17 protein-coding genes, 1 tRNA gene and 3 rRNA genes are annotated in these 26,671 nt (G+C 57.4%); 9 read left to right on the top strand and 12 right to left on the bottom strand.

All coding sequences use genetic code 11. From position 1 onward, the window contains the following. Window positions 1–40: 40 nt before the first annotated feature. The 4 genes from rrf to OJ965_RS02910 all read right to left on the bottom strand — a co-directional run bounded on the left by rrf (window position 41) and on the right by OJ965_RS02910 (window position 5,084). Window positions 41–156: ribosomal RNA gene (rrf, locus tag OJ965_RS02925) — 5S ribosomal RNA — on the bottom strand. 91 nt (window positions 157–247) lie between these two features. Then, window positions 248–3,153 (bottom strand): 23S ribosomal RNA (locus OJ965_RS02920). 226 nt (window positions 3,154–3,379) lie between these two features. Then, a tRNA-Glu gene (locus OJ965_RS02915) sits at window positions 3,380–3,454 on the bottom strand. A gap of 88 nt (window positions 3,455–3,542) precedes the next feature. Further along, window positions 3,543–5,084: ribosomal RNA gene (locus tag OJ965_RS02910) — 16S ribosomal RNA — on the bottom strand. The 16S, 23S and 5S rRNA genes sit together here with 1 tRNA gene alongside, the layout of an rRNA operon. A gap of 534 nt (window positions 5,085–5,618) precedes the next feature. Between OJ965_RS02910 and mdtD the strand changes: the two genes are divergently transcribed. Beyond that, on the top strand, window positions 5,619–7,019 hold the full coding sequence (mdtD, locus tag OJ965_RS02905; protein WP_009088174.1) for a multidrug transporter subunit MdtD: 1,401 nt from the start codon (window positions 5,619–5,621) through the stop codon (window positions 7,017–7,019). Here the strand turns inward: mdtD and rbsR are convergent. From rbsR to OJ965_RS02870, 7 genes are all read right to left on the bottom strand, one after another. Continuing rightward, the gene (gene rbsR, locus OJ965_RS02900; protein ID WP_009088175.1) at window positions 7,016–8,008 is read right to left on the bottom strand and encodes a ribose operon transcriptional repressor RbsR; all 993 of its coding nucleotides are present in this window, start codon (window positions 8,006–8,008) and stop codon (window positions 7,016–7,018) included. The two genes, mdtD and rbsR, sit on opposite strands and share 4 nt — an antisense overlap. 4 nt (window positions 8,009–8,012) lie before the next feature. After that, window positions 8,013–8,942: a ribokinase gene (rbsK, locus tag OJ965_RS02895; protein ID WP_265137737.1), complete on the bottom strand. Its 930-nt coding sequence runs from the start codon at window positions 8,940–8,942 to the stop codon at window positions 8,013–8,015. A 62-nt stretch (window positions 8,943–9,004) separates the two neighbouring features. After that, window positions 9,005–9,880 carry a ribose ABC transporter substrate-binding protein RbsB gene (gene rbsB, locus OJ965_RS02890; protein WP_009088177.1) on the bottom strand — a complete coding sequence of 292 codons (876 nt, stop codon included), beginning with the start codon at window positions 9,878–9,880 and terminating at the stop codon, window positions 9,005–9,007. A 25-nt stretch (window positions 9,881–9,905) separates the two neighbouring features. Then, the gene (gene rbsC / locus OJ965_RS02885; protein WP_009088178.1) at window positions 9,906–10,877 is read right to left on the bottom strand and encodes a ribose ABC transporter permease; all 972 of its coding nucleotides are present in this window, start codon (window positions 10,875–10,877) and stop codon (window positions 9,906–9,908) included. After that, complete coding sequence (gene rbsA, locus OJ965_RS02880; protein WP_058957198.1) at window positions 10,874–12,382, bottom strand: ribose ABC transporter ATP-binding protein RbsA; 1,509 nt, start codon at window positions 12,380–12,382, stop codon at window positions 10,874–10,876. Before rbsA ends, rbsC begins: the two co-directional genes overlap by 4 nt. A 7-nt stretch (window positions 12,383–12,389) precedes the next feature. Further along, the gene (gene rbsD, locus OJ965_RS02875) at window positions 12,390–12,809 is read right to left on the bottom strand and encodes a D-ribose pyranase (RefSeq protein WP_265137736.1); all 420 of its coding nucleotides are present in this window, start codon (window positions 12,807–12,809) and stop codon (window positions 12,390–12,392) included. Between the two features lie 294 nt (window positions 12,810–13,103). Continuing rightward, entirely contained in the window at window positions 13,104–13,511 is a 408-nt protein-coding gene (locus tag OJ965_RS02870) for a YgiW/YdeI family stress tolerance OB fold protein (protein WP_009088181.1), read from the bottom strand. Between the two features lie 162 nt (window positions 13,512–13,673). Between OJ965_RS02870 and qseB the strand changes: the two genes are divergently transcribed. Next, window positions 13,674–14,345, top strand: coding sequence for a quorum sensing response regulator transcription factor QseB (gene qseB / locus OJ965_RS02865; RefSeq protein ID WP_009088182.1), 672 nt, complete (start codon window positions 13,674–13,676; stop codon window positions 14,343–14,345). Continuing rightward, the gene (gene qseC / locus OJ965_RS02860; protein WP_140029589.1) at window positions 14,333–15,688 is read left to right on the top strand and encodes a quorum sensing histidine kinase QseC; all 1,356 of its coding nucleotides are present in this window, start codon (window positions 14,333–14,335) and stop codon (window positions 15,686–15,688) included. Before qseB ends, qseC begins: the two co-directional genes overlap by 13 nt. Window positions 15,689–15,703: 15 nt before the next feature. Here the strand turns inward: qseC and kup are convergent, their stop codons facing one another. Further along, window positions 15,704–17,572, bottom strand: coding sequence for a low affinity potassium transporter Kup (gene kup / locus OJ965_RS02855; RefSeq protein WP_009088184.1), 1,869 nt, complete (start codon window positions 17,570–17,572; stop codon window positions 15,704–15,706). A 290-nt stretch (window positions 17,573–17,862) separates the two neighbouring features. On the opposite strand from kup, the gene ravA reads away from it, so the two are divergent. The 6 genes from ravA (at window position 17,863) to mnmG (ending at window position 26,656) form a co-directional block, all read left to right on the top strand. Further along, window positions 17,863–19,359: an ATPase RavA gene (gene ravA, locus OJ965_RS02850; RefSeq protein ID WP_046100974.1), complete on the top strand. Its 1,497-nt coding sequence runs from the start codon at window positions 17,863–17,865 to the stop codon at window positions 19,357–19,359. Next, on the top strand, window positions 19,356–20,816 hold the full coding sequence (gene viaA / locus OJ965_RS02845) for an ATPase RavA stimulator ViaA (RefSeq protein WP_009088186.1): 1,461 nt from the start codon (window positions 19,356–19,358) through the stop codon (window positions 20,814–20,816). The genes ravA and viaA overlap by 4 nt, the downstream gene beginning before the upstream one ends. A gap of 217 nt (window positions 20,817–21,033) precedes the next feature. Then, window positions 21,034–23,172: a 5-histidylcysteine sulfoxide synthase gene (ovoA, locus tag OJ965_RS02840; RefSeq protein WP_154929064.1), complete on the top strand. Its 2,139-nt coding sequence runs from the start codon at window positions 21,034–21,036 to the stop codon at window positions 23,170–23,172. A gap of 103 nt (window positions 23,173–23,275) precedes the next feature. Further along, window positions 23,276–23,737, top strand: a complete 462-nt coding sequence (asnC, locus tag OJ965_RS02835) for a transcriptional regulator AsnC (protein ID WP_009088190.1) — start codon at window positions 23,276–23,278, stop codon at window positions 23,735–23,737. 155 nt (window positions 23,738–23,892) lie between these two features. Further along, complete coding sequence (gene mioC / locus OJ965_RS02830; RefSeq protein WP_058957195.1) at window positions 23,893–24,333, top strand: FMN-binding protein MioC; 441 nt, start codon at window positions 23,893–23,895, stop codon at window positions 24,331–24,333. A 433-nt stretch (window positions 24,334–24,766) separates the two neighbouring features. Continuing rightward, a complete protein-coding gene (gene mnmG, locus OJ965_RS02825) occupies window positions 24,767–26,656 on the top strand; it encodes a tRNA uridine-5-carboxymethylaminomethyl(34) synthesis enzyme MnmG (RefSeq protein WP_009088193.1) in 1,890 nt (629 codons plus the stop codon). Window positions 26,657–26,671 lie beyond the last annotated feature (15 nt).

Genomic DNA, 26,671 nt, shown 5'->3' with positions numbered 1-26,671 from the left:
AGCCCCGCACGTCAGTGCGGGGCTTCTTCACTTGTATAATGCCTGGCAGTTCCCTACTCTCGCATGGGGAGGCCCCACACTACCATCGGCGCTACGGCGTTTCACTTCTGAGTTCGGCATGGGGTCAGGTGGGACCACCGCGCTAAAGCCGCCAGGCAAATCTGTTTTCCGCGCCGCCACAGGGGCCGCGCAGACGTATCCGTCACAAACTGAAAATCATGTCTCTCAAAAACGCCTCTGGCGTTGTAAGGTTAAGCCTCACGGGTCATTAGTACCGGTTAGCTCAACGCATCGCTGCGCTTACACACCCGGCCTATCAACGTCGTCGTCTTCAACGTCCCTTCAGGACTCTCTGGGAGTCAGGGAGAACTCATCTCGGGGCAAGTTTCGTGCTTAGATGCTTTCAGCACTTATCTTTTCCGCACTTAGCTACCGGGCAGTGCCATTGGCATGACAACCCGAACACCAGTGGTGCGTTCACTCCGGTCCTCTCGTACTAGGAGCAACCCCCCTCAATTCTCCAGCGCCCACGGCAGATAGGGACCGAACTGTCTCACGACGTTCTAAACCCAGCTCGCGTACCACTTTAAACGGCGAACAGCCGTACCCTTGGGACCTACTTCAGCCCCAGGATGTGATGAGCCGACATCGAGGTGCCAAACACCGCCGTCGATATGAACTCTTGGGCGGTATCAGCCTGTTATCCCCGGAGTACCTTTTATCCGTTGAGCGATGGCCCTTCCATTCAGAACCACCGGATCACTATGACCTGCTTTCGCACCTGCTCGAGCCGTCACTCTCGCAGTCAAGCCAGCTTATGCCATTGCACTAACCTCACGATGTCCGACCGTGATTAGCTGACCTTCGTGCTCCTCCGTTACTCTTTGGGAGGAGACCGCCCCAGTCAAACTACCCACCAGACACTGTCCGCACCCCGGATCACGGGGCCACGTTAGAACATCAAACATTAAAGGGTGGTATTTCAAGGATGGCTCCACGCAGACTGGCGTCCGCGCTTCAAAGCCTCCCACCTATCCTACACATCAAGGCTCAATGTTCAGTGTCAAGCTGTAGTAAAGGTTCACGGGGTCTTTCCGTCTTGCCGCGGGTACACTGCATCTTCACAGCGAGTTCAATTTCACTGAGTCTCGGGTGGAGACAGCCCGGCCATCATTACGCCATTCGTGCAGGTCGGAACTTACCCGACAAGGAATTTCGCTACCTTAGGACCGTTATAGTTACGGCCGCCGTTTACCGGGGCTTCGATCAAGAGCTTCTCCTTACGGATAACCCCATCAATTAACCTTCCGGCACCGGGCAGGCGTCACACCGTATACGTCCACTTTCGTGTTTGCACAGTGCTGTGTTTTTAATAAACAGTTGCAGCCAGCTGGTATCTTCGACTGGCTTCAGCTCCGGGAGCAAGTCCCTTCACCTACGCGCCAGCGTGCCTTCTCCCGAAGTTACGGCACCATTTTGCCTAGTTCCTTCACCCGAGTTCTCTCAAGCGCCTTGGTATTCTCTACCTGACCACCTGTGTCGGTTTGGGGTACGATTCTGTGTTACCTGATGCTTAGAGGCTTTTCCTGGAAGCAGGGCATTTATCACTTCAGCACCGTAGTGCCTCGTCGTCACGCCTCAGCGTTAAAAGAGTCCGGATTTACCTGGACCCTCCGCCTACACGCTTAAACCGGGACAACCGTCGCCCGGCTGATATAGCCTTCTCCGTCCCCCCTTCGCAGTAACACCGAGTACAGGAATATTAACCTGTTTCCCATCGACTACGCCTTTCGGCCTCGCCTTAGGGGTCGACTCACCCTGCTCCGATTAACGTTGAACAGGAACCCTTGGTCTTCCGGCGAGCGGGCTTTTCACCCGCTTTATCGTTACTTATGTCAGCATTCGCACTTCTGATACCTCCAGCATGCCTCACGACACACCTTCGACGGCTTACAGAACGCTCCCCTACCCAACAACACATAGTGTCGCTGCCGCAGCTTCGGTGCATGGTTTAGCCCCGTTACATCTTCCGCGCAGGCCGACTCGACCAGTGAGCTATTACGCTTTCTTTAAATGATGGCTGCTTCTAAGCCAACATCCTGGCTGTCTGTGCCTTCCCACATCGTTTCCCACTTAACCATGACTTTGGGACCTTAGCTGGCGGTCTGGGTTGTTTCCCTCTTCACGACGGACGTTAGCACCCGCCGTGTGTCTCCCGTGATAACATTCTCCGGTATTCGCAGTTTGCATCGGGTTGGTAAGCCGGGATGGCCCCCTAGCCGAAACAGTGCTCTACCCCCGGAGATGAGTTCACGAGGCGCTACCTAAATAGCTTTCGGGGAGAACCAGCTATCTCCCGGTTTGATTGGCCTTTCACCCCCAGCCACAGGTCATCCGCTAATTTTTCAACATTAGTCGGTTCGGTCCTCCAGTTAGTGTTACCCAACCTTCAACCTGCCCATGGCTAGAATCACCGGGTTTCGGGTCTATACCCTGCAACTTAACGCCCAGTTAAGACTCGGTTTCCCTGCGGCTCCCCTATACGGTTAACCTTGCTACAGAATATAAGTCGCTGACCCATTATACAAAAGGTACGCAGTCACACCACAAGGGTGCTCCCACTGCTTGTACGTACACGGTTTCAGGTTCTGTTTCACTCCCCTCGCCGGGGTTCTTTTCGCCTTTCCCTCACGGTACTGGTTCACTATCGGTCAGTCAGGAGTATTTAGCCTTGGAGGATGGTCCCCCCATATTCAGACAGGATACCACGTGTCCCGCCTTACTCATCGAGCTCACAGCGCGTGTGCTTTTGTGTACGGGAGTATCACCCTGTACCCTGCGACTTTCCAGACGCTTCCACTAACACACATGCTGATTCAGGCTCTGGGCTGCTCCCCGTTCGCTCGCCGCTACTGGGGGAATCTCGGTTGATTTCTTTTCCTCGGGGTACTTAGATGTTTCAGTTCCCCCGGTTCGCCTTGCAGCACTATGTATTCATGCTGCAATGATGCACTGAGTGCACCGGGTTTCCCCATTCGGACATCGACGGCTGTAGCGGTTCATATCACCTTACCGTCGCTTTACGCAGATTAGCACGTCCTTCATCGCCTCTGACTGCCAGGGCATCCACCGTGTACGCTTAGTCGCTTAACCTCACAACCCACAGGCGTTTTCACGCTGCAGACTGTAAGCATTTGAGAGACTCGAACATGTCGCCATTTCATTCTTATTACGGAGAATGAACGCGTCATGTCGTTTCAATTTTCAGCTTGTTCCGGATTGTTAAAGAGCAAATATCTCAGACGCGTCTCCCTGCTCGCGCAGCGGAAACGGTTTTGAGATACTGTATGGAGACACCTTTCACCTGTCACCAAGCAGGTGGCGTCCCCTAGGGGATTCGAACCCCTGTTGCCGCCGTGAAAGGGCGGAGTCCTAACCGCTAGACGAAGGGGACACGATAGTGTCACGACTTCGCAGCCGTCCTGCTCATTACTTTTTATCAGACAATCTGTGTGAGCACTGCGCGGGAAGGTATCTTCAGGTAAGGAGGTGATCCAACCGCAGGTTCCCCTACGGTTACCTTGTTACGACTTCACCCCAGTCATGAATCACAAAGTGGTAAGCGCCCTCCCGAAGGTTAAGCTACCTACTTCTTTTGCAACCCACTCCCATGGTGTGACGGGCGGTGTGTACAAGGCCCGGGAACGTATTCACCGTGGCATTCTGATCCACGATTACTAGCGATTCCGACTTCACGGAGTCGAGTTGCAGACTCCGATCCGGACTACGACGCACTTTGTGAGGTCCGCTTGCTCTCGCGAGGTCGCTTCTCTTTGTATGCGCCATTGTAGCACGTGTGTAGCCCTACTCGTAAGGGCCATGATGACTTGACGTCATCCCCACCTTCCTCCGGTTTATCACCGGCAGTCTCCTTTGAGTTCCCGACCGAATCGCTGGCAACAAAGGATAAGGGTTGCGCTCGTTGCGGGACTTAACCCAACATTTCACAACACGAGCTGACGACAGCCATGCAGCACCTGTCTCAGAGTTCCCGAAGGCACCAAAGCATCTCTGCTAAGTTCTCTGGATGTCAAGAGTAGGTAAGGTTCTTCGCGTTGCATCGAATTAAACCACATGCTCCACCGCTTGTGCGGGCCCCCGTCAATTCATTTGAGTTTTAACCTTGCGGCCGTACTCCCCAGGCGGTCGACTTAACGCGTTAGCTCCGGAAGCCACTCCTCAAGGGAACAACCTCCAAGTCGACATCGTTTACGGCGTGGACTACCAGGGTATCTAATCCTGTTTGCTCCCCACGCTTTCGCACCTGAGCGTCAGTCTTCGTCCAGGGGGCCGCCTTCGCCACCGGTATTCCTCCAGATCTCTACGCATTTCACCGCTACACCTGGAATTCTACCCCCCTCTACGAGACTCAAGCCTGCCAGTTTCAAATGCAGTTCCCAGGTTAAGCCCGGGGATTTCACATCTGACTTAACAGACCGCCTGCGTGCGCTTTACGCCCAGTAATTCCGATTAACGCTTGCACCCTCCGTATTACCGCGGCTGCTGGCACGGAGTTAGCCGGTGCTTCTTCTGCGGGTAACGTCAATCGGCGAGGTTATTAACCTCACCGCCTTCCTCCCCGCTGAAAGTACTTTACAACCCGAAGGCCTTCTTCATACACGCGGCATGGCTGCATCAGGCTTGCGCCCATTGTGCAATATTCCCCACTGCTGCCTCCCGTAGGAGTCTGGACCGTGTCTCAGTTCCAGTGTGGCTGGTCATCCTCTCAGACCAGCTAGGGATCGTCGCCTAGGTGGGCCATTACCCCGCCTACTAGCTAATCCCATCTGGGTTCATCCGATAGTGAGAGGCCCGAAGGTCCCCCTCTTTGGTCTTGCGACGTTATGCGGTATTAGCCACCGTTTCCAGTGGTTATCCCCCTCTATCGGGCAGATCCCCAGACATTACTCACCCGTCCGCCACTCGTCACCCGAGGAGCAAGCTCCTCTGTGCTACCGTCCGACTTGCATGTGTTAGGCCTGCCGCCAGCGTTCAATCTGAGCCATGATCAAACTCTTCAATTTAAAGTTTGATTTGCTGAAACGAGTTCAGCGGTGCTCATCTGTAAAACGTCATAATGAATTTCATTATGTGTTCACTCGTGAGGCTTTGATATTTTTGTGCGCCCTAAGGCGCTGATATCAATCCTGCGAGTGCCCACACAGATTGTCTGATAAATTGTTAAAGAGCAGTGCGAACAGTGCGTTAGCGTCCTGTCGCGAGGTGGCGTATATTACGCTTTCCTCCTTCAGAGTCAACCTCTTTTTTCAGAAGTTTTTCTCCGGCGGCTCAGTCTCCTGAACCTTCAACCCGTTTCCCGTTGCCGGTGTGCCGTGTCGATGGAGGCGCATTATAGGGAGTTTCCGCGGGCTGACAAGTGTTTCTTTGAATTAATTTGCTGAGCGCATCTTTTTTAAACGAACGGGTTAAAAACAGACGTTTCATGCCTGAATAACGCACAAAAACCGCCATTAAACGTTGTAAAGAGACCTGCCGTGGCGGATTGCGGGTGCTATTATTTTGCTTCTTGTCGCAGGATAACCCCAGAAGGACACTCAATGATAAGATCCGCGCGCAGCATGGCCGGTTTGCCATGGATAGCTGCCATGGCCTTTTTCATGCAGTCACTCGACGCCACCATACTGAATACTGCACTGCCCGCCATCGCCTCCAGCCTCGATCGTTCTCCCCTGGCCATGCAATCCGCCGTTATCAGCTACACCCTGACTGTTGCTATGTTGATTCCGGTCAGCGGCTGGCTTGCCGATCGTTTCGGCACGCGTAAGGTATTTATCGTTGCCGTGTCACTGTTTACCCTTGGCTCACTGGCCTGTGCGCTTTCGCCTACGCTGTCGGTGCTGGTTATGTCACGCATCGTGCAGGGCGTCGGCGGCGCCATGATGATGCCGGTTGCCCGACTGGCGCTGTTGCGGGCCTATCCGCGCAGTGAGCTGCTGCCGGTGCTCAACTTTGTCACTATGCCGGGATTAGTGGGTCCGATACTGGGACCGATGCTGGGCGGCGTTCTGGTCACCTACGCCACCTGGCACTGGATTTTCCTGATCAACATCCCGATAGGCATTCTCGGCATTGTCTTTGCACGCAAATATATGCCGGACTTCACCACGCCCAAGCGCCGCTTCGACTTTGCAGGCTTCCTGTTATTCGGGGCCGGACTGGTGATGATCTCAATCGGTATTGAGCTGTTTGGCGAGCGGATTGTCTCAGCCTGGCTGGCGGGCGGGATATTACTGGGCGGGATTGTGCTGTTGCTTCTCTATATAGTGCATGCCCGGCGTCACCCTTCACCGCTGATCAGCCTGCCGATGTTTAAAACCCGCACCTTCTCAGTCGGCATCGGTGGCAACATCGCGTCACGTCTCGGCACGGGCTGTGTGCCCTTTTTAATGCCACTGATGTTACAGGTCGGTTTTGGCTATTCAGCGATTATCGCAGGCTGCATGATGGCTCCCACCGCGATTGGCTCTATCCTGGCGAAATCCACGGTGACCCAGCTGCTGCGCTGGCTGGGATACCGCCGCCTGCTGGTCGGCATTACCGCCATCATTGGCATTCTGATCGCCAGCTTCTCCCTGCAGTCGCCTGCTGAGAGCATTATTGTGCTGTTACTGCCGCTGTTTATTCTCGGCATGGCCATGTCGACACAGTTCACTGCCATGAACACGATCACGCTGGCCGATCTGGATGATGACAACGCCAGCGGCGGCAACAGCGTGCTGGCCGTGACGCAGCAGTTAGCGATCAGTTTTGGTGTGGCCGTCAGCGCCGCGGTACTGCGCTTCTATCAGGAGTTTGAAACCAGCACCATTTCACAGTTTCACGCCACGTTTCTGACCATGGGCGTGATAACCGTCTTCTCCGGGCTGACCTTTATGCTGCTGAAAAACGGGGATGGACGTAACCTGATCACCAATCGCGACAGGAAGAAAAAGGCTTAAGCCGACCCACGCACCACGAGCTCCGGCGTCAGCACCAGCGTCTGCTGGCTGGCGTCGGGATCGCTGAGACGATGGATTAAGGTGTCTATCGCCAGTTCGCCCAGGGCATCTTTGGGCTGATGAACGGTACTCAGTGGCGGAGAAAGATAACGCGCCAGTTCGATATCGTCATAGCCCATGACCGCCATCTGCTGCGGAACCTGCAGTCCCGCCTGATAGAGCGCATGGTAAACGCCGACCGCCATGGCGTCGTTGCTGGTGAACACCGCATCCGGTGGCGTGTCTAGTGCCAGCAGCTCTACCATCCCGTTGTAACCGCCCTGAAATTCAAAGTCACCGCTCACCACGTAGCCCGGCAGAATCTCAAGGCCGCTTTTTGTCATGGCGTTGCGATACCCCTGCAGACGCATGCGGGCCGGAGTCTTATCCTGCGGGCCGGCGATACAGGCGATGCGGGTATAGCCGCTGTCGATAAGATGCTGAGTTGCCAGTTCGCCTCCCAGCAGCGCGTTATCCTGAATAATGTCACCACGCCCTTCAAATGGCGCCCAGTCCATCATGACGGCCGGGATAGAGGGATAGCGATTCAGAATGTCTGCGGAAGGGAGGTGACTTTCGGTGCACATAATCAGTAAGCCATCGACGCGCTTTTGCATCAGCGTTTCAAGGCTGCGGTTCATCCGCTCCTCATCCCCGGCGGTGTTACAGAGGATCAGGCTGTAGCCACGCTGATAGCAGCTCTCTTCGACGCCCCGCACCACCTCCGCATAGAACGGGTTACTACTGGTGGTCAGCAGCATGCCTATCGTGTGGGTCTGGTTGATCTTCAGACTGCGCGCCAGTGCCGAGGGGGCGTAATTCAGATGACGTATCGCCTGCTCGACTTTTTCCCGCACGCCTTCACTGACAAAGCGATTGTTGTTGATGACGTGCGAGACGGTGGAGGTAGAGACGCCCGCCAGGCGAGCGACATCTTTCATGGTACTCAAGCGCTTAGCCCTGCTGCTGCAAAAATTCATCGATCTCCGCGCGCCATGGCACGGAGGGCTGTGCACCCGAGCGGGTCACGGCAATCGCGGCGGCGGCGTTGGCAAATCGTACGGCCTCACCGATCGGCTTCTGCTCCAGTCGTGCGGTAATAAACGCACCATTAAAGGTATCGCCCGCCGCGATAGTATCGATCGCCTTCACGCTGAAGCCTGCAATGCGCTGGCCCTCACCCTGTTCGCTCAGCCAGACGCCGCGGCGCCCCAGCGTAATCAACACCGTGCCGATGCCCTTTGCATGTAACACTGCCGCGGCGCGGGCAGCATCTTCATCGCTGTTGACGGCGATGTCGGTCAGGCTCTCCGCTTCGGTCTCATTCGGCGTAATAATGTCGACCAGCGCCAGCAGGTCGTCAGAGAGCGGGGTGGCCGGGGCCGGATTGAGAATCACCTGGGTCTGATGCTGTCGGGCAAACGTAGCCGCGGCCAGTACGCTCTCCAGCGGTGACTCCAGCTGCATAAGAAGCGCATCGGCTGTAGCGATGACCGGCTGATGACGCGCCACACAGGCAGGCGTTAACGCCGCGTTGGCACCGGCGTAGATACCGATACTGTTTTCGCCGTCACCGTTAACGAAAATCATCGCCACGCCGGTGGACTCACCCGCAACTACTTCAACCGGGGTGGTATCAATATTGTCCTGCGCCAGCTGCTGACGAATCCGTTCACCCATGTCGTCAGCGCCCACACAGGCGATAAAGGCGATATCGGCGCCTGCGCGACCGGCGGCAACCGCCTGATTCGCACCTTTACCGCCAAACGCAATCTGATAATTCTGCCCGATCACCGTTTCACCGGGACGAGGAAAGTGCGCCAGATTAAGGATGTGGTCAGCGTTAATGCTGCCAAGAACGGCCAGTTTTGCGTTTTTGCTCATTAGGGGAGTCCGGAATAAGTGCGCCACCGGAAGGGTGGCGCGGTGCCCTGCTTTTCTTTGAGTTATTGAGTGACCAGCTTCAGGTCGACCGGATTGATCGCCTGCACTTTTTCACCCTTCAGCACTTTATCAGCGGTATCCACGCCGATCATGCCAATTTTGTCCGGCATCTGTGCCACGGTCGCGGACAGTTTGCCACTTTCTACCGCTTTCACGCCATCCGCCGTGCCGTCAAAACCGACCACGATCACACCGGTTTTACCGGCGGTCTGCAGCGCGCGCAGAGCACCCAGAGCCATTTCATCGTTCTGCGCGAAGACGGCCTGCACATCCGGGTGGGCCTGCAGCAGGTTCTGCATAACGTTCAGCCCTTTGGTGCGGTCAAAGTCAGCGGGCTGGCTGGCGAGGATCTGGAACTTATGCGCATCGGCCGCCTGTTTGAAACCTTCGCCACGTTCACGGGCCGCGGAGGTCCCGGCAATGCCCTGCAGCTCAATAATTTTCGCGTTTTCACCGACTTTTTTGGCGATGAAGTCACCGGCCATTTTACCGCCGAACCGGTTATCGGAGGCGACATGGCTGACAACTTTGCCCTGTGACGCGACGCGATCCAGTGTGATGACCGGGATGTTCGCCTGATTAGCCATCTTCACGGCATTGCCTACAGCGTCCGAGTCGGTAGGGTTGATCAGCAGCAGTTTAGTGCCGCGCACCGTCAGATCCTGCACGTTTGCCAGCTCTTTCGCCGGATTGTTTTGTGAATCCAGCACCACCAGGTTGTAGCCCAGCTTATCGGCTTCTTTCTGCGCCCCCTCTTTCAGCGAAACGAAGAAGGGGTTATTCAGGGTCGAAACCACCAGGGCGATGGTCTCTTTTGCCATGGCGCTGGTACTGAGGGTTGCGCCAAGGATGATGGCCAGTGCGGTTAACTTTTTCATCTTATTATCCTGTGTAAGGTCAGAGTTATTTACTGCTTTTATTATCCACCAGCACCGCCAGCAGGATGACTACCGCTTTAACGATCATCTGGTAGTAAGAAGAGACGCCCATCAGGTTCAGGCCGTTGTTCAGGAAGCCGAGGATCAGCGCACCGATCAGCGTGCCGAAAATACGCCCTTTACCGCCCGCCAGACTGGTGCCACCCAGCACCACCGCGGCAATCGCATCCAGCTCGTAGCCGGTGCCCGCTGTAGGCTGTGCCGAAGAGAGACGGGCCACTTCAATCGTGCCCGCCAGCGCCGCCAGCATGCCACTCAGTGAATAGACGATGATTTTGACGCGATTCACATTGATGCCGGAGAGACGGGTAGCCGCTTCGTTACCGCCCAGCGCATAGATATAACGGCCCAGGCGGGTATGCTGCAGCATGTACCAGGCGGCGATAAAGACCAGCGCCATCAGCCAGACCGGTGCAGGCACACCCAGCGGGCGACCAATACCAAACCAGCCCAGCAAATCGGCATTGGCGCTGAATCCGGTGTTAATCGGGCTGCCGTCGGTATAGACCATGGTAACGCCGCGTAACAGCAGCATCATGACCAGCGTGGCAATAAACGCCTGTACCCTGCCGCGCGCCACAATGGTGCCGGTCAGGGCACCGATTGCCGCCCCCAGCGCCAGCGAAGCCGCCACCGCCACCAGGGCATTGACCTCCATACCCACCAGCGACGCGCCTACCGCACCGGTCAGCGCCAGCAGCGATCCCACAGAGAGGTCGATACCGGAAGTCAGGATCACCAGCGTCATCCCGACCGCCATAATGGCATTCACTGAGGTCTGCTGCAGGATGTTGAACAGGTTCGCGACGGTAAAGAAGTTCGGACTCTGACTGGCGACCACGGCGATCAGCACCATCAGCGCAATCAGCGACTTCTGCTCCAGTAACCAGCTTTTGCTAAACCAGCGGCGGCTGGCAGGTAACGTTTGGGTTGTCATACCACTAAATCCTCGCTGTGTTGCTTGCCTACGGCGGCGGCCATCAGACGTTCCTGAGTGGCGTCTTCCCGGGAAAATTCGCCGCTGATACGGCCTTCATGCATCACCAGAATCCGGTCGCTCATGCCCAGCACTTCCGGCATTTCCGAGGAAACGAGGATGATGCTCAGCCCTTCGGCCTTGAACTGGTTAATCAGTTGATAGATCTCTTTCTTCGCGCCGACATCCACACCGCGGGTCGGTTCGTCCAGAATCAGTACGTTGGGCCGGGTCATCAGTCCGCGGGCAATCGCCACTTTCTGCTGGTTACCCCCGGAAAGCAGGCCAATCGGCTGCTCCATTGAGGGCGTTTTCACATTGAACAGCCGGATAAAATCGCCGACCGCCAGCTGCTCTGCCGCGTGCTTCAGTGACCCGCTGCCGCGACTGAAATAACGTAACGCCGTCAGCGACATGTTCTCTTTTACCGACATGCCCAGCACCAGGCCGTCGCGCTTACGATCCTCGGAGATATAGACGATGCCGTTAGCCAGCCCATCCTGTGGCGAACGCGTTACCACTTCGCGGCCGCTGAGCCACAGTTTGCCTTCGTGGCGCGGCAGCGCGCCGTAAAGCACCTTCATCAGTTCGGTACGGCCCGCGCCCATCAGGCCGGAGATACCCAGAATTTCGCCTTTGCGCAGGCTGAAGCTGACCTTATCCACGCCCGGTCCGCTGACGTTTTCCACTTTCAGCCGCACGTCGCCGGGTGCCTGATCCAGACGGGGATATTGATCTTCCAGTTTGCGCCCGACCATCATCTCGATCAGGCTCTCTTCGGTCAGCGCGCTGACCGGACGCTCCGCAATAAACTGCCCGTCGCGGAACACCGTGACGTCATCGCAGATCTCAAAGATCTCTTTCATGCGATGCGAGATGTAGACGATGCCGCAGCCCTGCGCTTTCAGCTCATTGATCACCCGGAACAGCGACAGCGTTTCGGTGTCGGTCAGCGCGTCGGTCGGCTCATCCATGATGATCACCTGCGATTCAAAGCTCAGCACTTTGGCGATTTCGACCATTTGCTGATCGCCAATCGACAGCTCGCCCACCAGCTTGTGGCTGCTGAAGCGCAGATTGAGGCGTTTGAGCAGCGCGTCGGCTTCGGCATACATGCGTTGCCACTGAATGCGGCCAAACCGGCTGACATATTCGCGACCAAGAAAAATGTTCTCCGCCACGGTTAACTGCGGGATCAGGTTCAGTTCCTGATGGATGATGCCAATGCCCGCTTCCTGCGACGCTTTCGGCCCACTGAAGCGGGTCTCTTTGCCGAGCCAGCGCAGCGTGCCGGCATCATACTGGTAGATCCCGGTCAGGACTTTCATCATGGTGGACTTGCCTGCGCCGTTCTCTCCGACCAGCGCCATCACGCGACCTGCGCGGACATTCAGCGAAGCACCCTTAAGGGCTTTCACCCCCGGAAAGGATTTTTCAATGCCGTCGAGTTGCAGTAAAGGTTGCATAGCGGCCTCAGAAGGTCACACCGGCGCTGAGGATGACATTGGCAAACGGAGAGCACTCCCCGCTGCGAATGACTGCCTGGCTACGCTGCGTGTGTTGTTTGAACTGTTCATGCGAGAGGTAGCGTATGGTGATGACGTTCCCCTGCTGCTGCTGCAGGGCTTCGAGTGCGGCAATCAGCGCACGGTGAAGAGGGGGATTGTGCTGCTGAATCTCCTCCGCAATCAGGACGCTTTCTACCTGCATCTCCAGGGCAACCGCATTCACCACCTGCATAAAATCGGGCGTACCCGGCGTGAGCGCCAGATCAATACGCTGCGGACCGGCCGGAATCGGCAGGCCAGCATCCGCAATCGTCAGCGTATCCGTGTGTCCCAGGCGGGCAATCACATGTGAGAGTTCAGCGTTTAACAGGCGACCTTTTTTCATCTTTTCACTCCACAGCGAAACGTTTCGCTGACAGGAGTGTATGAAATGCCGCCATCAACTCAACCGGCAAAGAAGAAATCTGTGATCGCTATCGAAACGTTTCGCTTACGCGGGCGAGAATTTGAATTAGGGCAGGAGAGGGGCTGAAAAAAGGATCGTGAAGGCAGTCTCAGGCGGCTGGCAAACTTAACGCCGGAAAAAAGGGGCAGCAAGGGTTCAGCACCAGACAGAGAGGAGATGGACAGAGGAGGAAAGCGTCCCGCGCCAGGAGAGGCGCGGGCCTGAAGAAAGAGATTAAGGCAGTTTCTTAACCTGTTTGACGTCCATCTCAATGCTGTTGAAATCTTTATCCAGCTCACCCGTCAGCTCAACATTGTCTTTCGGTGAGATGGTCTGGCCGTTCCAGTGCTTGTGGTCGATTTCGACTTTCATCGTGCCGGTCTGGTCGCGGAACAGATAATCTTCATCGCCGATCTGTTTCTCCAGCTTGCCGCGCACGGTGATCCAGCTGTCATCTTTCATCTCTTCCGCCTGCTTCACCGTCACCACACTGGTCTGGTCGGCACGAAAACCGCCCTGGCCAGCGGCAGCCTTCGTCTGTGCGGCGGGCGCACTGGGATCAACAAATCCGCCCTGCTGTGCAGCAAAAACCGGCGCGGAAGCCAGCATAACGACGGTCAGAATAGCAGCGTGCTTTTTCATGGTGTACCCCTTTTTTAGTGGTCGGTCCGGGTGGAACAGGCCCAGTTGACCACAGAGTTCTTAACAGCTTCTTAAGCATTAAAAATAGACGATATTTGCCGGAATCCGCTGTACAAGCAGGAGGGGGCTTCGTATAAAACGCTATCGGAACAGGGAGACATCATGCGTATTTTACTGATTGAAGACGATCGCTTAATTGGTGACGGTATTAAGGCAGGGCTGAGCAGGCTGGGCTTCAGCGTTGACTGGTTTACCTCCGGTGAGGCGGGCTTTAACGCGCTGGACGCGGCCCCCTGGGATGCGGTGATTCTGGATCTCTCTCTGCCCGAACGCGACGGGCTCGATATTCTGCGACAGTGGCGGCAGCAGGGCAAAGATGTTCCGGTGTTAATCCTGACCGCGCGCGATGCACTCGACCAGCGGGTCGAAGGGCTGCAGCAGGGCGCCGATGACTATCTGTGTAAACCTTTTGCCCTGACCGAGGTGGCCGCGCGCCTGCAGGCGTTGATTCGCCGCCGGCACGGCCAGCTTCAGCCTGAACTTCGTCACGGCAATGTGGTGCTGATCCCCGGCGGTCACAGCGTGATGCGTGAGGGGGAAACCATTGCGCTGAAAAGCCGGGAGCTGGCGCTGCTGGAGCTGTTTATGCGAAACCCCGGCCGGGTGCTGACGCGCAGCCAGCTGGAGGAGAAACTCTACAGCTGGGATGCCGATGTCTCCAGCAATGCGGTGGAGGTGCATATCCATCATCTGCGTAAAAAGCTGGGCAGTCAGTTCATCCGCACGCTGCACGGCGTCGGCTATACCCTGGGAGCCGCCGAATGCGATCAATGAGCCTGTTTCTGCGGCTTGGCATCGGTTTTGTACTGCTGGTCGCTCTCTGCTGGGTCAGCGCCAGCCTCAGTGCCTGGCATCAGACGCGTGAAACCCTGGATGAACTCTTCGATACCCAGCAGATGCTGCTGGCAAAGCGTCTGCTGACACTGGATTTTTCGACGCTGGAGAACACCACGCTGCCAAAAACCAAAGCGATCCTGCGCCACCATCGCGGCGAACAGGATGACGACGCCCTGGCGTTTGCCGTCTTCACGCATGACGGCAGGCAGGTGATGAACGATGGAGATAATGGTCGCTATCTGCCGTTCGATGCAGCGTCTCAGGGATTCCATGAAGGTCAGCTCACGAATGATGATGACCGCTGGCGGTTTGTCTGGCTCACCACTCCCGACAAGCAGTTTCGTGTGGTGGTCGGCCAGGAGCTGGAATACCGGGATGACATGACGCAGGACGTGATGAAAGCGAGCGTGCTGCCCTGGTTGATCGCGCTGCCGTTTATGTTGCTGCTGCTGATGGGGCTGGTCTGGTCTGAACTGCGCCCGCTGAAGAGGCTGGCGAAGCAGCTGGCGCAGCGCGCGCCCGATGATGATACGCCGCTGCAGGCCGGGCGGGTGCCGAAAGAGGTCCAGCCGCTGATGGTGGCGCTGAATGGCCTCTTCCGACGCATCAGTGCCATGATGCAGCGCGAACGGCGCTTTACCGCCGATGCGGCGCACGAGCTGCGCAGTCCGCTGGCTGCACTGCAGGTGCAAAGTGAGGTCATTCAGCTGACGGCGGATGATGAGGTGATGCGCACCCATGCGCTGCAGCAGCTGGATGCCGGGATCCTGCGCGCCACGCGGCTGGTGGATCAGCTGCTGACGCTCTCGCGGGTGGAAGCTGACGATGCGCGCAGTGCCTTCGGGCCGGTGGCGCTGAAGCGCACGGTTCAGGAGACGCTGGCCGCCCAGCTGCCGCTGGCGGATAAAGCGGGCGTGACGCTGCGGCTGCATGCCGACGCCGATCCGCAGATTCAGGGGCATGCGCTGCTGCTGTCACTGCTGGTGCGTAATCTGCTGGATAACGCCATTCGTTATACGCCAGCAGGCAGTGAAGTTGATGTGCGGTTACAGGCGAACAGCCTGGCGGTGGAGGATAACGGCGAGGGATTGAGTGAAGCCGACCGCCAGCGTCTTGGTGAACGTTTCTGGCGACCGCCCGGTCAGGAGAAGAGTGGCAGCGGACTGGGACTCTCGATTGTGCGTAATATTGCCCAGCTGCACGGGATGCAGGTGAGCTTCAGCCAGCGTCCCGGCAGCGGCCTGTGCGTCACGCTGCGCTGGTCTGCGCCCACCCCGTAAGGCGGGCGCGACCCATCAAATCTCGACCTGGGTGCCCAGCTCGATAACCCGGTTTGGCGGGATCTCGAACTGGTCTGGTGCGCGTAGTGCGTTGCGCTGCAGCGCCAGGAAGAGTTTGCCGCGCAGGCGCAGATACCAGGGGCGTTTGCCGATGATCAGCGACTCGTGCGACATAAAGAACGACGTCTCCATCATGCGGCAGTTCAGTCCTTCCAGTCCGCAGCGATGGAAAATTTCCTCAACGTTAGGCGTTTCACGCCAGCCGTAACTGGCAACCACCCGCCAGAAGGTCGGTGAGAGCTGCTCAATCGTCACACGCCGCACGTTATGAACGTAGGGCGCATCTTCCGTTCTCAGCGTCAGCAGCACCACGCGCTCATGCAATACCTTGTTGTGCTTGAGGTTATGCAGCATGGCGAACGGAATCACATTCAGCGCACGCGACATATAGACCGCGGTGCCCGGCACGCGAACCGGCGGCGATTTCTCCAGCGAGGCGATCATCGCCTCCAGGGAATTACCGTGCTCATGCATGCGACGCAGCAGGCGGAAACGCTCGCTTTTCCACGTCGTCATAATGATAAACATCACCAGACCGAGGCAGAGCGGCAGCCAGCCACCGGAGAAGATTTTCACCAGGTTGGCGGTAAACAGCGGCACGTCGATAAAGAGCAGCAGCACCAGGATGAGGCCGACGGCCAGCTTTTGCCAGTGCCAGTTTTTAATGGCCACGGTGCAGACGAGGATCGAGGTCAGCACCATGGTGCCGGTCACGGCGATACCATAGGCCGCCGCCAGGTTACTCGAATGCTCAAAGCTGATAATCACAATCAGCACGGCGAAATAGAGCACCCAGTTGATGGCCGGAATATAGATCTGACCCGACTCGCGCTCAGAGGTGTGGATGATACGCATCCCTGGCAGATAGCCCAGTCGCACCGCCTGACGCGTCAGCGAGAAGACGCCTGAGATAACCGCCTGTGAGGCGATAACGGTGGCCAGCGTCGCCAGAATCAGCATCGGGATCAACGCCCAGTCCGGGGCCAGCAGGAAGAAGGGGTTTTTAATCGCTTTCGGATCGCTGAGCAGCAGCGCGCCCTGACCAAAGTAGTTCAGCACCAGCGACGGCAGCACCACCGAGAACCAGGCCAGCCGGATCGGCACTTTGCCGAAGTGGCCCATATCCGCATAGAGTGCCTCCACGCCGGTAATCGCCAGCACGACGGCGCCCAGCGCGAAGAACGAGACCGACTTGTAGTGCAGGAAGAACTCAATGGCATAGGCGGGATTGAGCGCGTGCAGCACTTCCGGGTTTTTCATGATGCCGCAGGCTCCCAGGACCGCCAGCACCAGGAACCAGATCAGCATCACGGGCGCGAACAGTTTGCCCACCATACCGGTGCCATGTTTCTGAATCACAAACAGCAGCGTCAGCACCGCAATCGACATCGGCACAATAAAAGGATCCAGTGAGGGCGCGGCAATCTCCAGGCCCTCAATCGCGGACATCACCGAAATGGCCGGTGTAATCACCACCTCCCCATAGAAGAAGCTGCCGCCAATCAGTCCCATGATCACCAGCACCGCCGTGGCGCGCGCACCGGTGTGGCGGCCCGCCAGCGACATCAGGGTCAGAATACCGCCCTCTCCGGCGTTGTCGGCGCGCATCACATAACTGATATATTTGAGTGAGACCACCAGCACCAGCAGCCAGAAAATCAGCGACAGAAAGCCAAACACCGCTTCCCGTTCAACGCCGAAACCAAACTGTCCGGAGAGACATTCACGCAGGGTATAGAGCGGACTGGTGCCGATATCCCCGTAAACAACACCAATCGCGGCCAGCGTTAATCCGGGAAGGGACTGCTTATTATCTGAGCTCATAGAGTTATCTTTTGTTGGAGTCTGAGAGGCGCAAACACCCCTCGCTCAGGCCATCAAAAAGCGCACAGTATGCACGTATTGGTGAAAATTCCTATACCCGCTTCGCCTTGCTCGCCGGATAACGGGGGCGCTTCAGGCGGTAAAATGTCAGTGGATACCGCGTGATAGCAGGCAAACCTTCTGATACAAAAAAGCTGACAGCTATCAACGCTTTCACGCATGATGATCTATAGAGTAAGGCGCTTGCTTAAGCGCGGCGGCCCGTCGATCGTAAGGACATTGAAGTGATTATGGCTCAACCCCATCTTTTGGCAGAAAGAATTTCTCGCCTGAGCAATGCGTTAGAAAAAGGATTGTATGAGCGGCATCATGCCATTCGCCTTTGCCTGCTGGCGGCGCTGAGCGGTGAAAGCGTGTTCCTGCTGGGCCCGCCCGGCATCGCCAAGAGCCTGATAGCACGCCGCCTCAAATATGCCTTTCAGCACGCCCGCGCCTTTGAATATCTGATGACCCGTTTCTCGACGCCGGAAGAGGTGTTTGGCCCGCTCTCTATTCAGGCGCTGAAGGATGAAGGGCGCTATCAGCGCCTCACTAAAGGGTATCTGCCCGACGCAGAGATTGTGTTTCTGGATGAGATCTGGAAAGCCGGCCCGGCGATTCTGAATACCCTGCTGACCGCCATCAACGAACGCCGCTTCCGCAATGGCGACAGCGAAGAGACCATCCCTATGCGTCTGCTGGTCACCGCCTCCAATGAACTCCCGGAAGCGGACAGCGGTCTCGAGGCGCTCTATGACCGGATGCTGATCCGCCTGTGGCTGGATAACGTGCATGAGAAGCAGAACTTCCGCAGCATGCTGACTCACCAGCAGGATGAACACGCCAATCCGGTGGCAGAATCTCTGCGCATCAGTGATGAGGAGTATGCGCAGTGGCAGCTCAGCATCAGCCAGGTGGGGCTGCCGGATGCCGTTTTCGAGCTGATCTATCAGCTGCGTCAGCAGCTGGAGAGCCAGCCTGCCGCCCCCTACATTTCCGATCGTCGCTGGAAAAAAGCCATTCACCTGTTACAGGCCAGCGCCTTTTACAGCGGACGCAGCGCGATTGCGCCGATAGACCTGATCCTGCTGAAAGATTGCCTCTGGCACGACGTGGCGTCCATGCAGCTGCTGGAACGCGAAATCGACCAGCTGATGACACAACACGCCTGGCAGCAGCAGCCGATGCTGCTGAAACTGCATCAGATCAAAGCCCGTCGTCTGGCGCTGCAGCAACAGCAGAGCGTGGCGCAGGCCATCACGCTGGAGAAGCACAGCGGCATGTTCAGCCGCAAGCCGCACTACGATATGCCCGAAAGCCTCACCGATGAGCAGCTGACGCTGATGCTGCAAAAGCCGCTGATGCTGCACGATATGCAGGTTACCCATCTGGTGATCGCGCGTGATGCGCTGAACCAGTGGCTGCAGAAAGGGGGCGAGGTGCGCGGCAAGCTCAACGGCATCGGCTTTGCTCAGAGCCTGGATCTTCAGGTGGATGCGCAGCACTGCCTGGCGATCCGCGATGTCAGCCTGCAGGCATCGCGGCTGACCCTGCCCGGCGTCAGCAACAGCGAGCCGCTGCCCGGTGAGATTACCGAGGCGCTGGATGCACTGGAGAGTGAACTGCGCACCCAGCGGCATCTCTTCAGTCAGCATCAGCGCTGCCTGTTTATCAGCGACGACTGGCTGGCGCGGGTCGAAACCAGCCTGCAGGATGTGGCAGAGCAGCTGAAACAGGCGCGTAAATGATCTCCGTGGAGACGCTCAGCACCCTGCTCTCGGTGGGGGAGACCGAACTGATTGAAGAGCTGATCGTCGCCCTGCTGGCCTCCCCACAGCTTGCGCTGTTTTTTGAAAAGTTTCCCGGGCTGAAAAAAGCGCTGCTACGCGATGTGCCGCGCTGGCGGGCCGAGATCAACGCGGAACTCAAAGCCACCCCGGTTCCGGCCACGCTGGCAGAGGAGTTTCAGCTCTTTCAGCGGGTTCAGCTCCTCAGCGATCGTGAATTCATCCACCAGCTGGATGCGACGCTTCAGGCGCTGCAAAGCCTGCCTTCGCCCTTCCTGGATGAAGCGAACCGGCTGTTGCAGCACACCGATATCCACCATCTCAGCAGCGCCCAGCACCAGCTTTTTCTGCAGCGCTGGCGGCTGAGTCTGACCTTACAGACTCTTACACTGAATCAGCAGCTGCTGGAGCAGCAGCGCGAACGCCTGCTGGCGGAACTGCAGCAGCGCATGGCGCTGAGCGGTCAGCTGGCCCCAATCCTGGGCGACGATGATGAAGCGGCGGCAGGCCGGTTATGGGACATGAGCAAAGCGTCACTGCAGCCCGGCGACTATCAGCTGATGCTGCAATATGGTGATTTTCTCGCGCAGCAACCGGAGCTGCTGAAGCTGGCACAGCAGCTGGGCCGCAGTCGGGAGGCTAAATCGGTGCCGTCACAGGATGCCCCGATGGAGGCCTTTCACCATCTGGTGCAGGAGCCCGCGTCCGTGCCGGAAGAGGTGAGCGGCATTCATCAGAGCGATGACGTACTGCGTCTGCTGCCGCCGGAGTTAGCCGCGCTGAGCATCAGCGAACTGGAGCTGGAGTTTTACCGGCGCCTGGTTGAGAAACGGCTGCTGACCTATCGTCTGCAGGGCGAGGCCTGGCACGAAAAAGTGACGATGCGGCCGGCCAGCCATCAGCAGCATGAGGAGCAGCCCCGCGGGCCGTTCATCGTCTGCGTGGATACCTCCGGCTCCATGGGGGGCTTCAACGAGCGCTGCGCAAAAGCGTTTTGTCTGGCGCTGCTGAAAGTCGCGCTGGCTGACCGGCGTCGCTGCTACATCATGCTGTTTGCCCATGAAGTCATCGGCTACGAGCTGACCGGGGAAGATGGGCTGGAACAGGCGATTCGCTTTCTCAGCCAGCGCTTTCGTGGCGGCACCGATCTGGCCGCCTGCCTCTCCTCGGTGGTGAACCGGATGGAGGGCGCACTGTGGCAGGAAGCGGATGCGGTCATCGTCTCCGATTTCATCGCCCAGCGTCTGCCGGAAGAGGTGATCGGGGCGATAAAACAGCGCCAGCGACACAATCAGCAACGTTTTCACGCTGTGGCCATGTCGGCCCACGGGAAACCCGGTATTCTGCGCATCTTCGACCATATCTGGCGTTTCGATACCGGCATGAAAAGCCGCCTTCTGCGTCACTGGCGCCGTTAAGAGCCTGTCCCGACAGGCGTAATTGTTGCAGGCAGTCTGGACACGGACAGCGCGGAACAACCGGAGCGTACACGGAGTACGTGAGGATTGTGAGCACTGCCCAGGTTCAGAGTGGCAAATAAAATAGCCTGACGGGCAGGCTCTAAGTCATCTGGCAGAAAAGCTTCTTTGCTATAGTGAATTACCGTTTCACTTACTCAGCAATCTGGAGCTTCCTGTGACGCTTGCTCAACCCCACCGCGATCTGCCTGCACCTACGCGGACGTTATTGCTCTCCGGCCAGAATAGCGAACAAAAACGTGCCGATTTGCTGGCCTATTTCCATCAGACCTGGGACCAGTATGAGAGTCTGTTTACCTGTCTGGCGGATCCGCAGGCCTGGTTCACCAAAGCCATTCCGCTGCGCCACCCCCTGATTTTCTATTTCGGTCACACGGCGACCTTCTACATTAATAAGCTGATGGCCGGACGTCTCATCGACGCGCGTCTGAACGATCGCATCGAAGCGATGATGGCGATTGGGGTGGATGAAATGAGCTGGGACGATCTCAACGACAGTCACTACGACTGGCCCACCGTCGATGAAGTGCGTGAATACCGGGGACGCGTGAAAGCCCTGGTCAGCGATCTCATCCAGACCATGCCGCTGACTCTGCCGATCGACTGGGAAAGTCCGGCCTGGGTGATCCTGATGGGCATCGAGCATGAGCGCATCCATCTGGAAACCTCCAGCGTGCTGATCCGCCAGCTTCCGATTGAGTGGGTTAAGCCGCAGTCCGCATGGCCCATCTGTCCGCTGGCGCGCCACCAGCGTCAGGCTGTTCCGGCCAACGCCCTGCTGCCGATGCCCGGCGGCACGGTCACGCTGGGTAAAACTGACGACACCTACGGCTGGGATAATGAGTATGGCCGCCAGCAGATTACGCTGCAGCCGTTCCAGGCGAGCAAAATGCTGGTCAGCAACGCAGAATTTCTGGCCTTCGTCGAGGCGGGGGGATATCAGGATCGTCGCTGGTGGGATGATGAAGGCTGGGGCTGGTGTCAGTTTGCCAAAGCAGAGATGCCCACCTTCTGGGTTGGCACACCTGCGATGCCCGATCAGCTGAAACTGCGTCTGATGTGTGAAGAGGTGGCGATGCCCTGGGACTGGCCTGCCGAGGTCAATCAGCTGGAAGCCGCCGCCTTCTGCCGCTGGAAAGCAGAGCAGACGGGGCTGGCGATACAGCTTCCCTGCGAAGCGGAGTGGACTCAGCTGCGCGAACAGGTTGCCGGCGACCAGCCGCACTGGGAGCAGGCACCGGGCAACATTAACCTGGCTTACTGGGCCTCCTCGTCACCGGTCGATCTGTTCGCCCAGGGCGACTTCTTCGATATCGTCGGCAACGTCTGGCAGTGGACCACCACGCCAATTAACGGCTTCGAAGGCTTCCGGGTCCATCCGCTTTACGACGATTTCTCGACGCCGACGTTTGATGGCAAACACTCGCTGATCAAAGGGGGCAGCTGGATATCCACCGGCAACGAAGCCCTGAAATCGGCACGCTATGCGTTTCGCCGCCACTTCTTCCAGCATGCCGGTTTCCGCTATGTGGTGTCCGGGCACAGGGAGAGCATGGCGCTGAATCCGTATGAGTCTGACGCCATGGTGTCGCAGTATCTCGACTTCCAGTATGGCCCGCGCTATTTCGGCGTGGAAAACTATGCCGAAAGCCTGGTGAAGCTGGCGCTGAATTACACCCGCGCCCGGGGCGACGCCCTGGATATCGGCTGCGCGACCGGACGCGCCAGTTTTGAACTGGCCCGCCACTTTGAACGCGTCACCGGCATGGACTACTCGGCGCGCTTCATCGATGTGGCGCTGCAGCTGACCAGCGGTGAAGATTTCCGCTATCTCCTGCCTCAGGAGGGCGATCTGGTCGAGTATCGTCAGGTTCGCCTGAAAGATTTCGATCTGGAGAGCGATCTGGCGCAGCGAATCCGCTTTGTGCAGGGGGACGCCTGCAACCTGAAGCCGCAACCGGCCGGTTACGATCTGGTGCTTGCCTCCAATCTGATCGATCGTCTGCGTCAGCCCGCGCGCTTCCTGCAGGATGTGACGCCGATGCTGCGTCCGGGCGGCATTCTGCTGCTCTCATCGCCTTACACCTGGCTGGAAGATTTCACGCCGAAAGAGAACTGGCTGGGCGGCGTGCGGGAAAACGGAGAGGCCCTGACGACCCTGCAGGCGCTGCAACGGCTGCTGGCTGCCGACTTCGAGCTGATCGATGAACCGCAGGATGTGCCGTTCGTGATCCGCGAAACGGCCCGCAAGTTCCAGCATACGCTGGCGCAGGTCACCGTCTGGCGCAAACGCTAAGCAACCCGGCAGCGGCGCCCGTCGCTGCCGGGAGTTGCCTGAACCACTATTTTGCTGCACATTCACCCTTGTTCACTTAAGCAGACCCACAACGAGGATGGCCATGGCCGAACATCTGCAGCTCGACAATCTGGATCGCGGCATTCTGAATGCCCTGCTTGAGAATGCGCGCACCGCTTACGCCGAGCTGGCAAAGCAGTTTAATGTCAGTCCCGGCACCATTCATGTGCGCGTGGAGAAGATGAAGCAGGCGGGTATTATCCTCGGCACGCGGGTGGATATCGATCCGCGCCAGCTGGGGTTTGATGTCTGCTGCTTTATCGGCATTATCCTGAAGAGCGCGCGTGACTATCCGGCGGCGCTGAGCAAACTGGATGCGCTGGATGAGGTGGTTGAAGCCTGGTACACCACCGGTCACTACAGCATCTTTATTAAGGTGATGTGCCGGTCAATCGATGCCCTGCAGCAGGTGCTGATCAACAAGATCCAGACCATTGATGAAATTCAGTCAACCGAAACCCTGATCTCGCTGCAAAACCCGATCATGCGTACCATCAAGCCCTGATCGTTCCTTCCCCTGTGCATAATCTTATCCCTGACGAATGTGGCGGCTGGCAACGGCTGCGTTCGCCTTTCCCGATCCATTAACCCTGTTGTCCACAGGTGGATCACCGCTTGATCACAGCGTACAATGCTCGCCTTACTGTCCGGGAGAGCAAGATGGCCGATATTACCTTAATCAGTGGCAGTACTCTGGGAAGCGCCGAGTATGTGGCTGAACATCTGGAAGAAAAATTACAGGAAGCAGGCTTCTCCACGCAGCTGCTGCATGGCCCGGAGCTGGATGAGGTACCGCAGACCGGTATCTGGCTGGTGGTCTGCTCAACGCATGGTGCCGGCGATATTCCTGACAATCTGCTGCCACTCGCTGAAGCCATCCGCGACAGCCAGCCCGATCTTTCTCAGGTTCGCTTTGGCGCTGTCGGACTCGGCAACCATGAGTACGATCTCTTTTGCGGCGCGATCCGCCAGATTGATGCGCTGCTGACCGCACAGGGGGCGCAGCGGATAGGCGATCGTCTGGAGATTGACGTGCTGGAGCATGAGATCCCTGAAGATCCGGCAGAGGCCTGGCTGGAAACGTGGAAAAACGCGATCTGAATCGCGGACGGGGATCGCGAAATAGTGACGATCCCCAGTGGAAGATGCTGATTTTATCCTTTTCCGCTCGTTTATTTTGTGGATAACTACCCTCTTTTACTGCGTATAACCGGTAGTTATCCAAAGAACAACCGATGCATGTTTTTTGAGCTGTGTATAACCTAAGGTTTTGATCCCAGCTTATACGGATCAGGATCACCGATCACTCACAGCTAGTGATCCTGCCCATCCTGTTGTTTATGCAATGCTTCTGGCACATATCCACAGGAGGCCGGGATCCTAATAAGAGATCTAACAGAAAGATCATATACAGATCTAAGATCCTTTCTTTTAAAACCGGACGATCCCGCGGCTTTCACCCCAGACGGAATTTGAGTAGAATCCACGCCCCAGGACGACGATCCTGCACGTTCATCAACCGAGGTACCACTTCATGTTTTATCAGGATCCTTTTGACGTCATCGTAATTGGTGGTGGTCATGCGGGCACCGAAGCCGCAATGGCGGCAGCCCGAATGGGTCAGCAAACCCTGTTACTCACCCATAACATTGATACGCTTGGACAAATGTCCTGCAACCCGGCGATCGGTGGCATTGGCAAAGGACATTTGGTGAAGGAAGTGGATGCCCTGGGGGGTCTGATGGCCCATGCGATCGACCAGGCCGGTATCCAGTTTAGGATACTAAACGCCAGCAAAGGGCCGGCGGTGCGGGCCACCCGTGCTCAGGCCGACCGCGTGCTCTATCGCCAGGCGGTACGCACTGCCCTGGAGAACCAGCCCAACCTGATGATCTTCCAGCAGGCGGTCGACGATCTCATCGTTGAAAACGATCGTGTGGTGGGTGCCGTAACTCAGATGGGACTGAAGTTCCGCGCGAAAACCGTGGTACTGACCGTCGGAACTTTCCTGGACGGCAAAATTCATATCGGTCTGGACAACTACAGTGGCGGTCGCGCAGGTGATCCCCCGTCCATTCCGCTGGCAAAACGACTCCGCGCGCTGCCGCTGCGGGTAAACCGCCTCAAAACCGGCACGCCGCCGCGCATTGACGCTCGCACCATCGATTTTTCAGTGCTGAGCCCGCAGCATGGGGATAACCCGATGCCGGTCTTCTCGTTTATGGGCAGTGCCGCTCAGCATCCGCAGCAGGTGCCGTGCTGGATCACCCATACCAACGAGAAAACCCACAACGTGATCCGCGAAAATCTGGATCGCAGCCCGATGTACGCCGGGATCATCGAAGGGATCGGCCCGCGCTACTGCCCGTCGATCGAAGACAAAGTCATGCGCTTTGCCGATCGTAACTCGCATCAGATCTTCCTGGAGCCGGAAGGGCTGACCAGTAATGAGATCTACCCGAACGGTATCTCTACCAGCCTGCCGTTTGACGTGCAGATGCAGATCGTCCGCTCAATGAAGGGGATGGAGAATGCGAAGATCGTGCGTCCGGGTTATGCCATCGAGTATGACTTCTTCGATCCGCGCGATCTCAAACCGACGCTGGAGAGTAAGTTTATCGACGGCCTCTTCTTTGCCGGACAGATCAACGGCACAACCGGTTATGAAGAAGCCGCTGCGCAGGGGATGCTGGCCGGTCTGAACGCCGCCCGTCAGTCTGCTGACAAAGAAGGCTGGGCACCGCGTCGCGATCAGGCTTATCTGGGCGTGCTGGTTGATGACCTCTGTACGCTCGGCACCAAAGAGCCGTACCGCATGTTTACCTCCCGTGCCGAATACCGTCTGATGCTGCGCGAAGACAATGCCGATCTGCGTCTGACCGAAACCGGTCGTGAACTGGGTCTGGTCGATGATGCACGCTGGGCGCGCTTCAACCAGAAGCTGGAAGCGATTGAGCAGGAGCGTCAGCGTCTGCGTGATATCTGGGTTCATCCGAAATCCGAACACGTTTCCGACGTCAATACGGTGCTCAGCGCGCCGCTGACCAAAGAAGCGAGTGGTGAAGATCTGCTGCGTCGTCCAGAGATGACCTATCTGAAGCTGATGGCGCTGGAGGCCTTCGGCCCGGCACTGGCTGATGAGCAGGCCGCTGAGCAGGTTGAGATTCAGGTGAAGTATGAAGGCTACATCGCGCGTCAGCAGGAAGAGATCGATCGTCAGTTGCGTAATGAGAACACGCTGCTGCCGGTTGAGCTCGACTATCGCCAGGTGAATGGACTCTCCAATGAGGTGATTGCCAAGCTGAACGATCACAAGCCGACGTCGATCGGGCAGGCGACGCGCATTTCCGGTATTACCCCGGCGGCCATCTCGATTCTGCTTATTTACCTGAAAAAACAGGGTCTGCTGCGCAAAAGCGCCTGATCTTAAACGGGGCGA

Origin of the sequence: Pantoea anthophila (genome assembly GCF_026104315.1) — a bacterium.
In the GTDB taxonomy this organism is placed as follows: Bacteria; Pseudomonadota; Gammaproteobacteria; order Enterobacterales; family Enterobacteriaceae; genus Pantoea; species Pantoea anthophila.
This window is presented reverse-complemented; position numbering and strand designations above follow the sequence as displayed.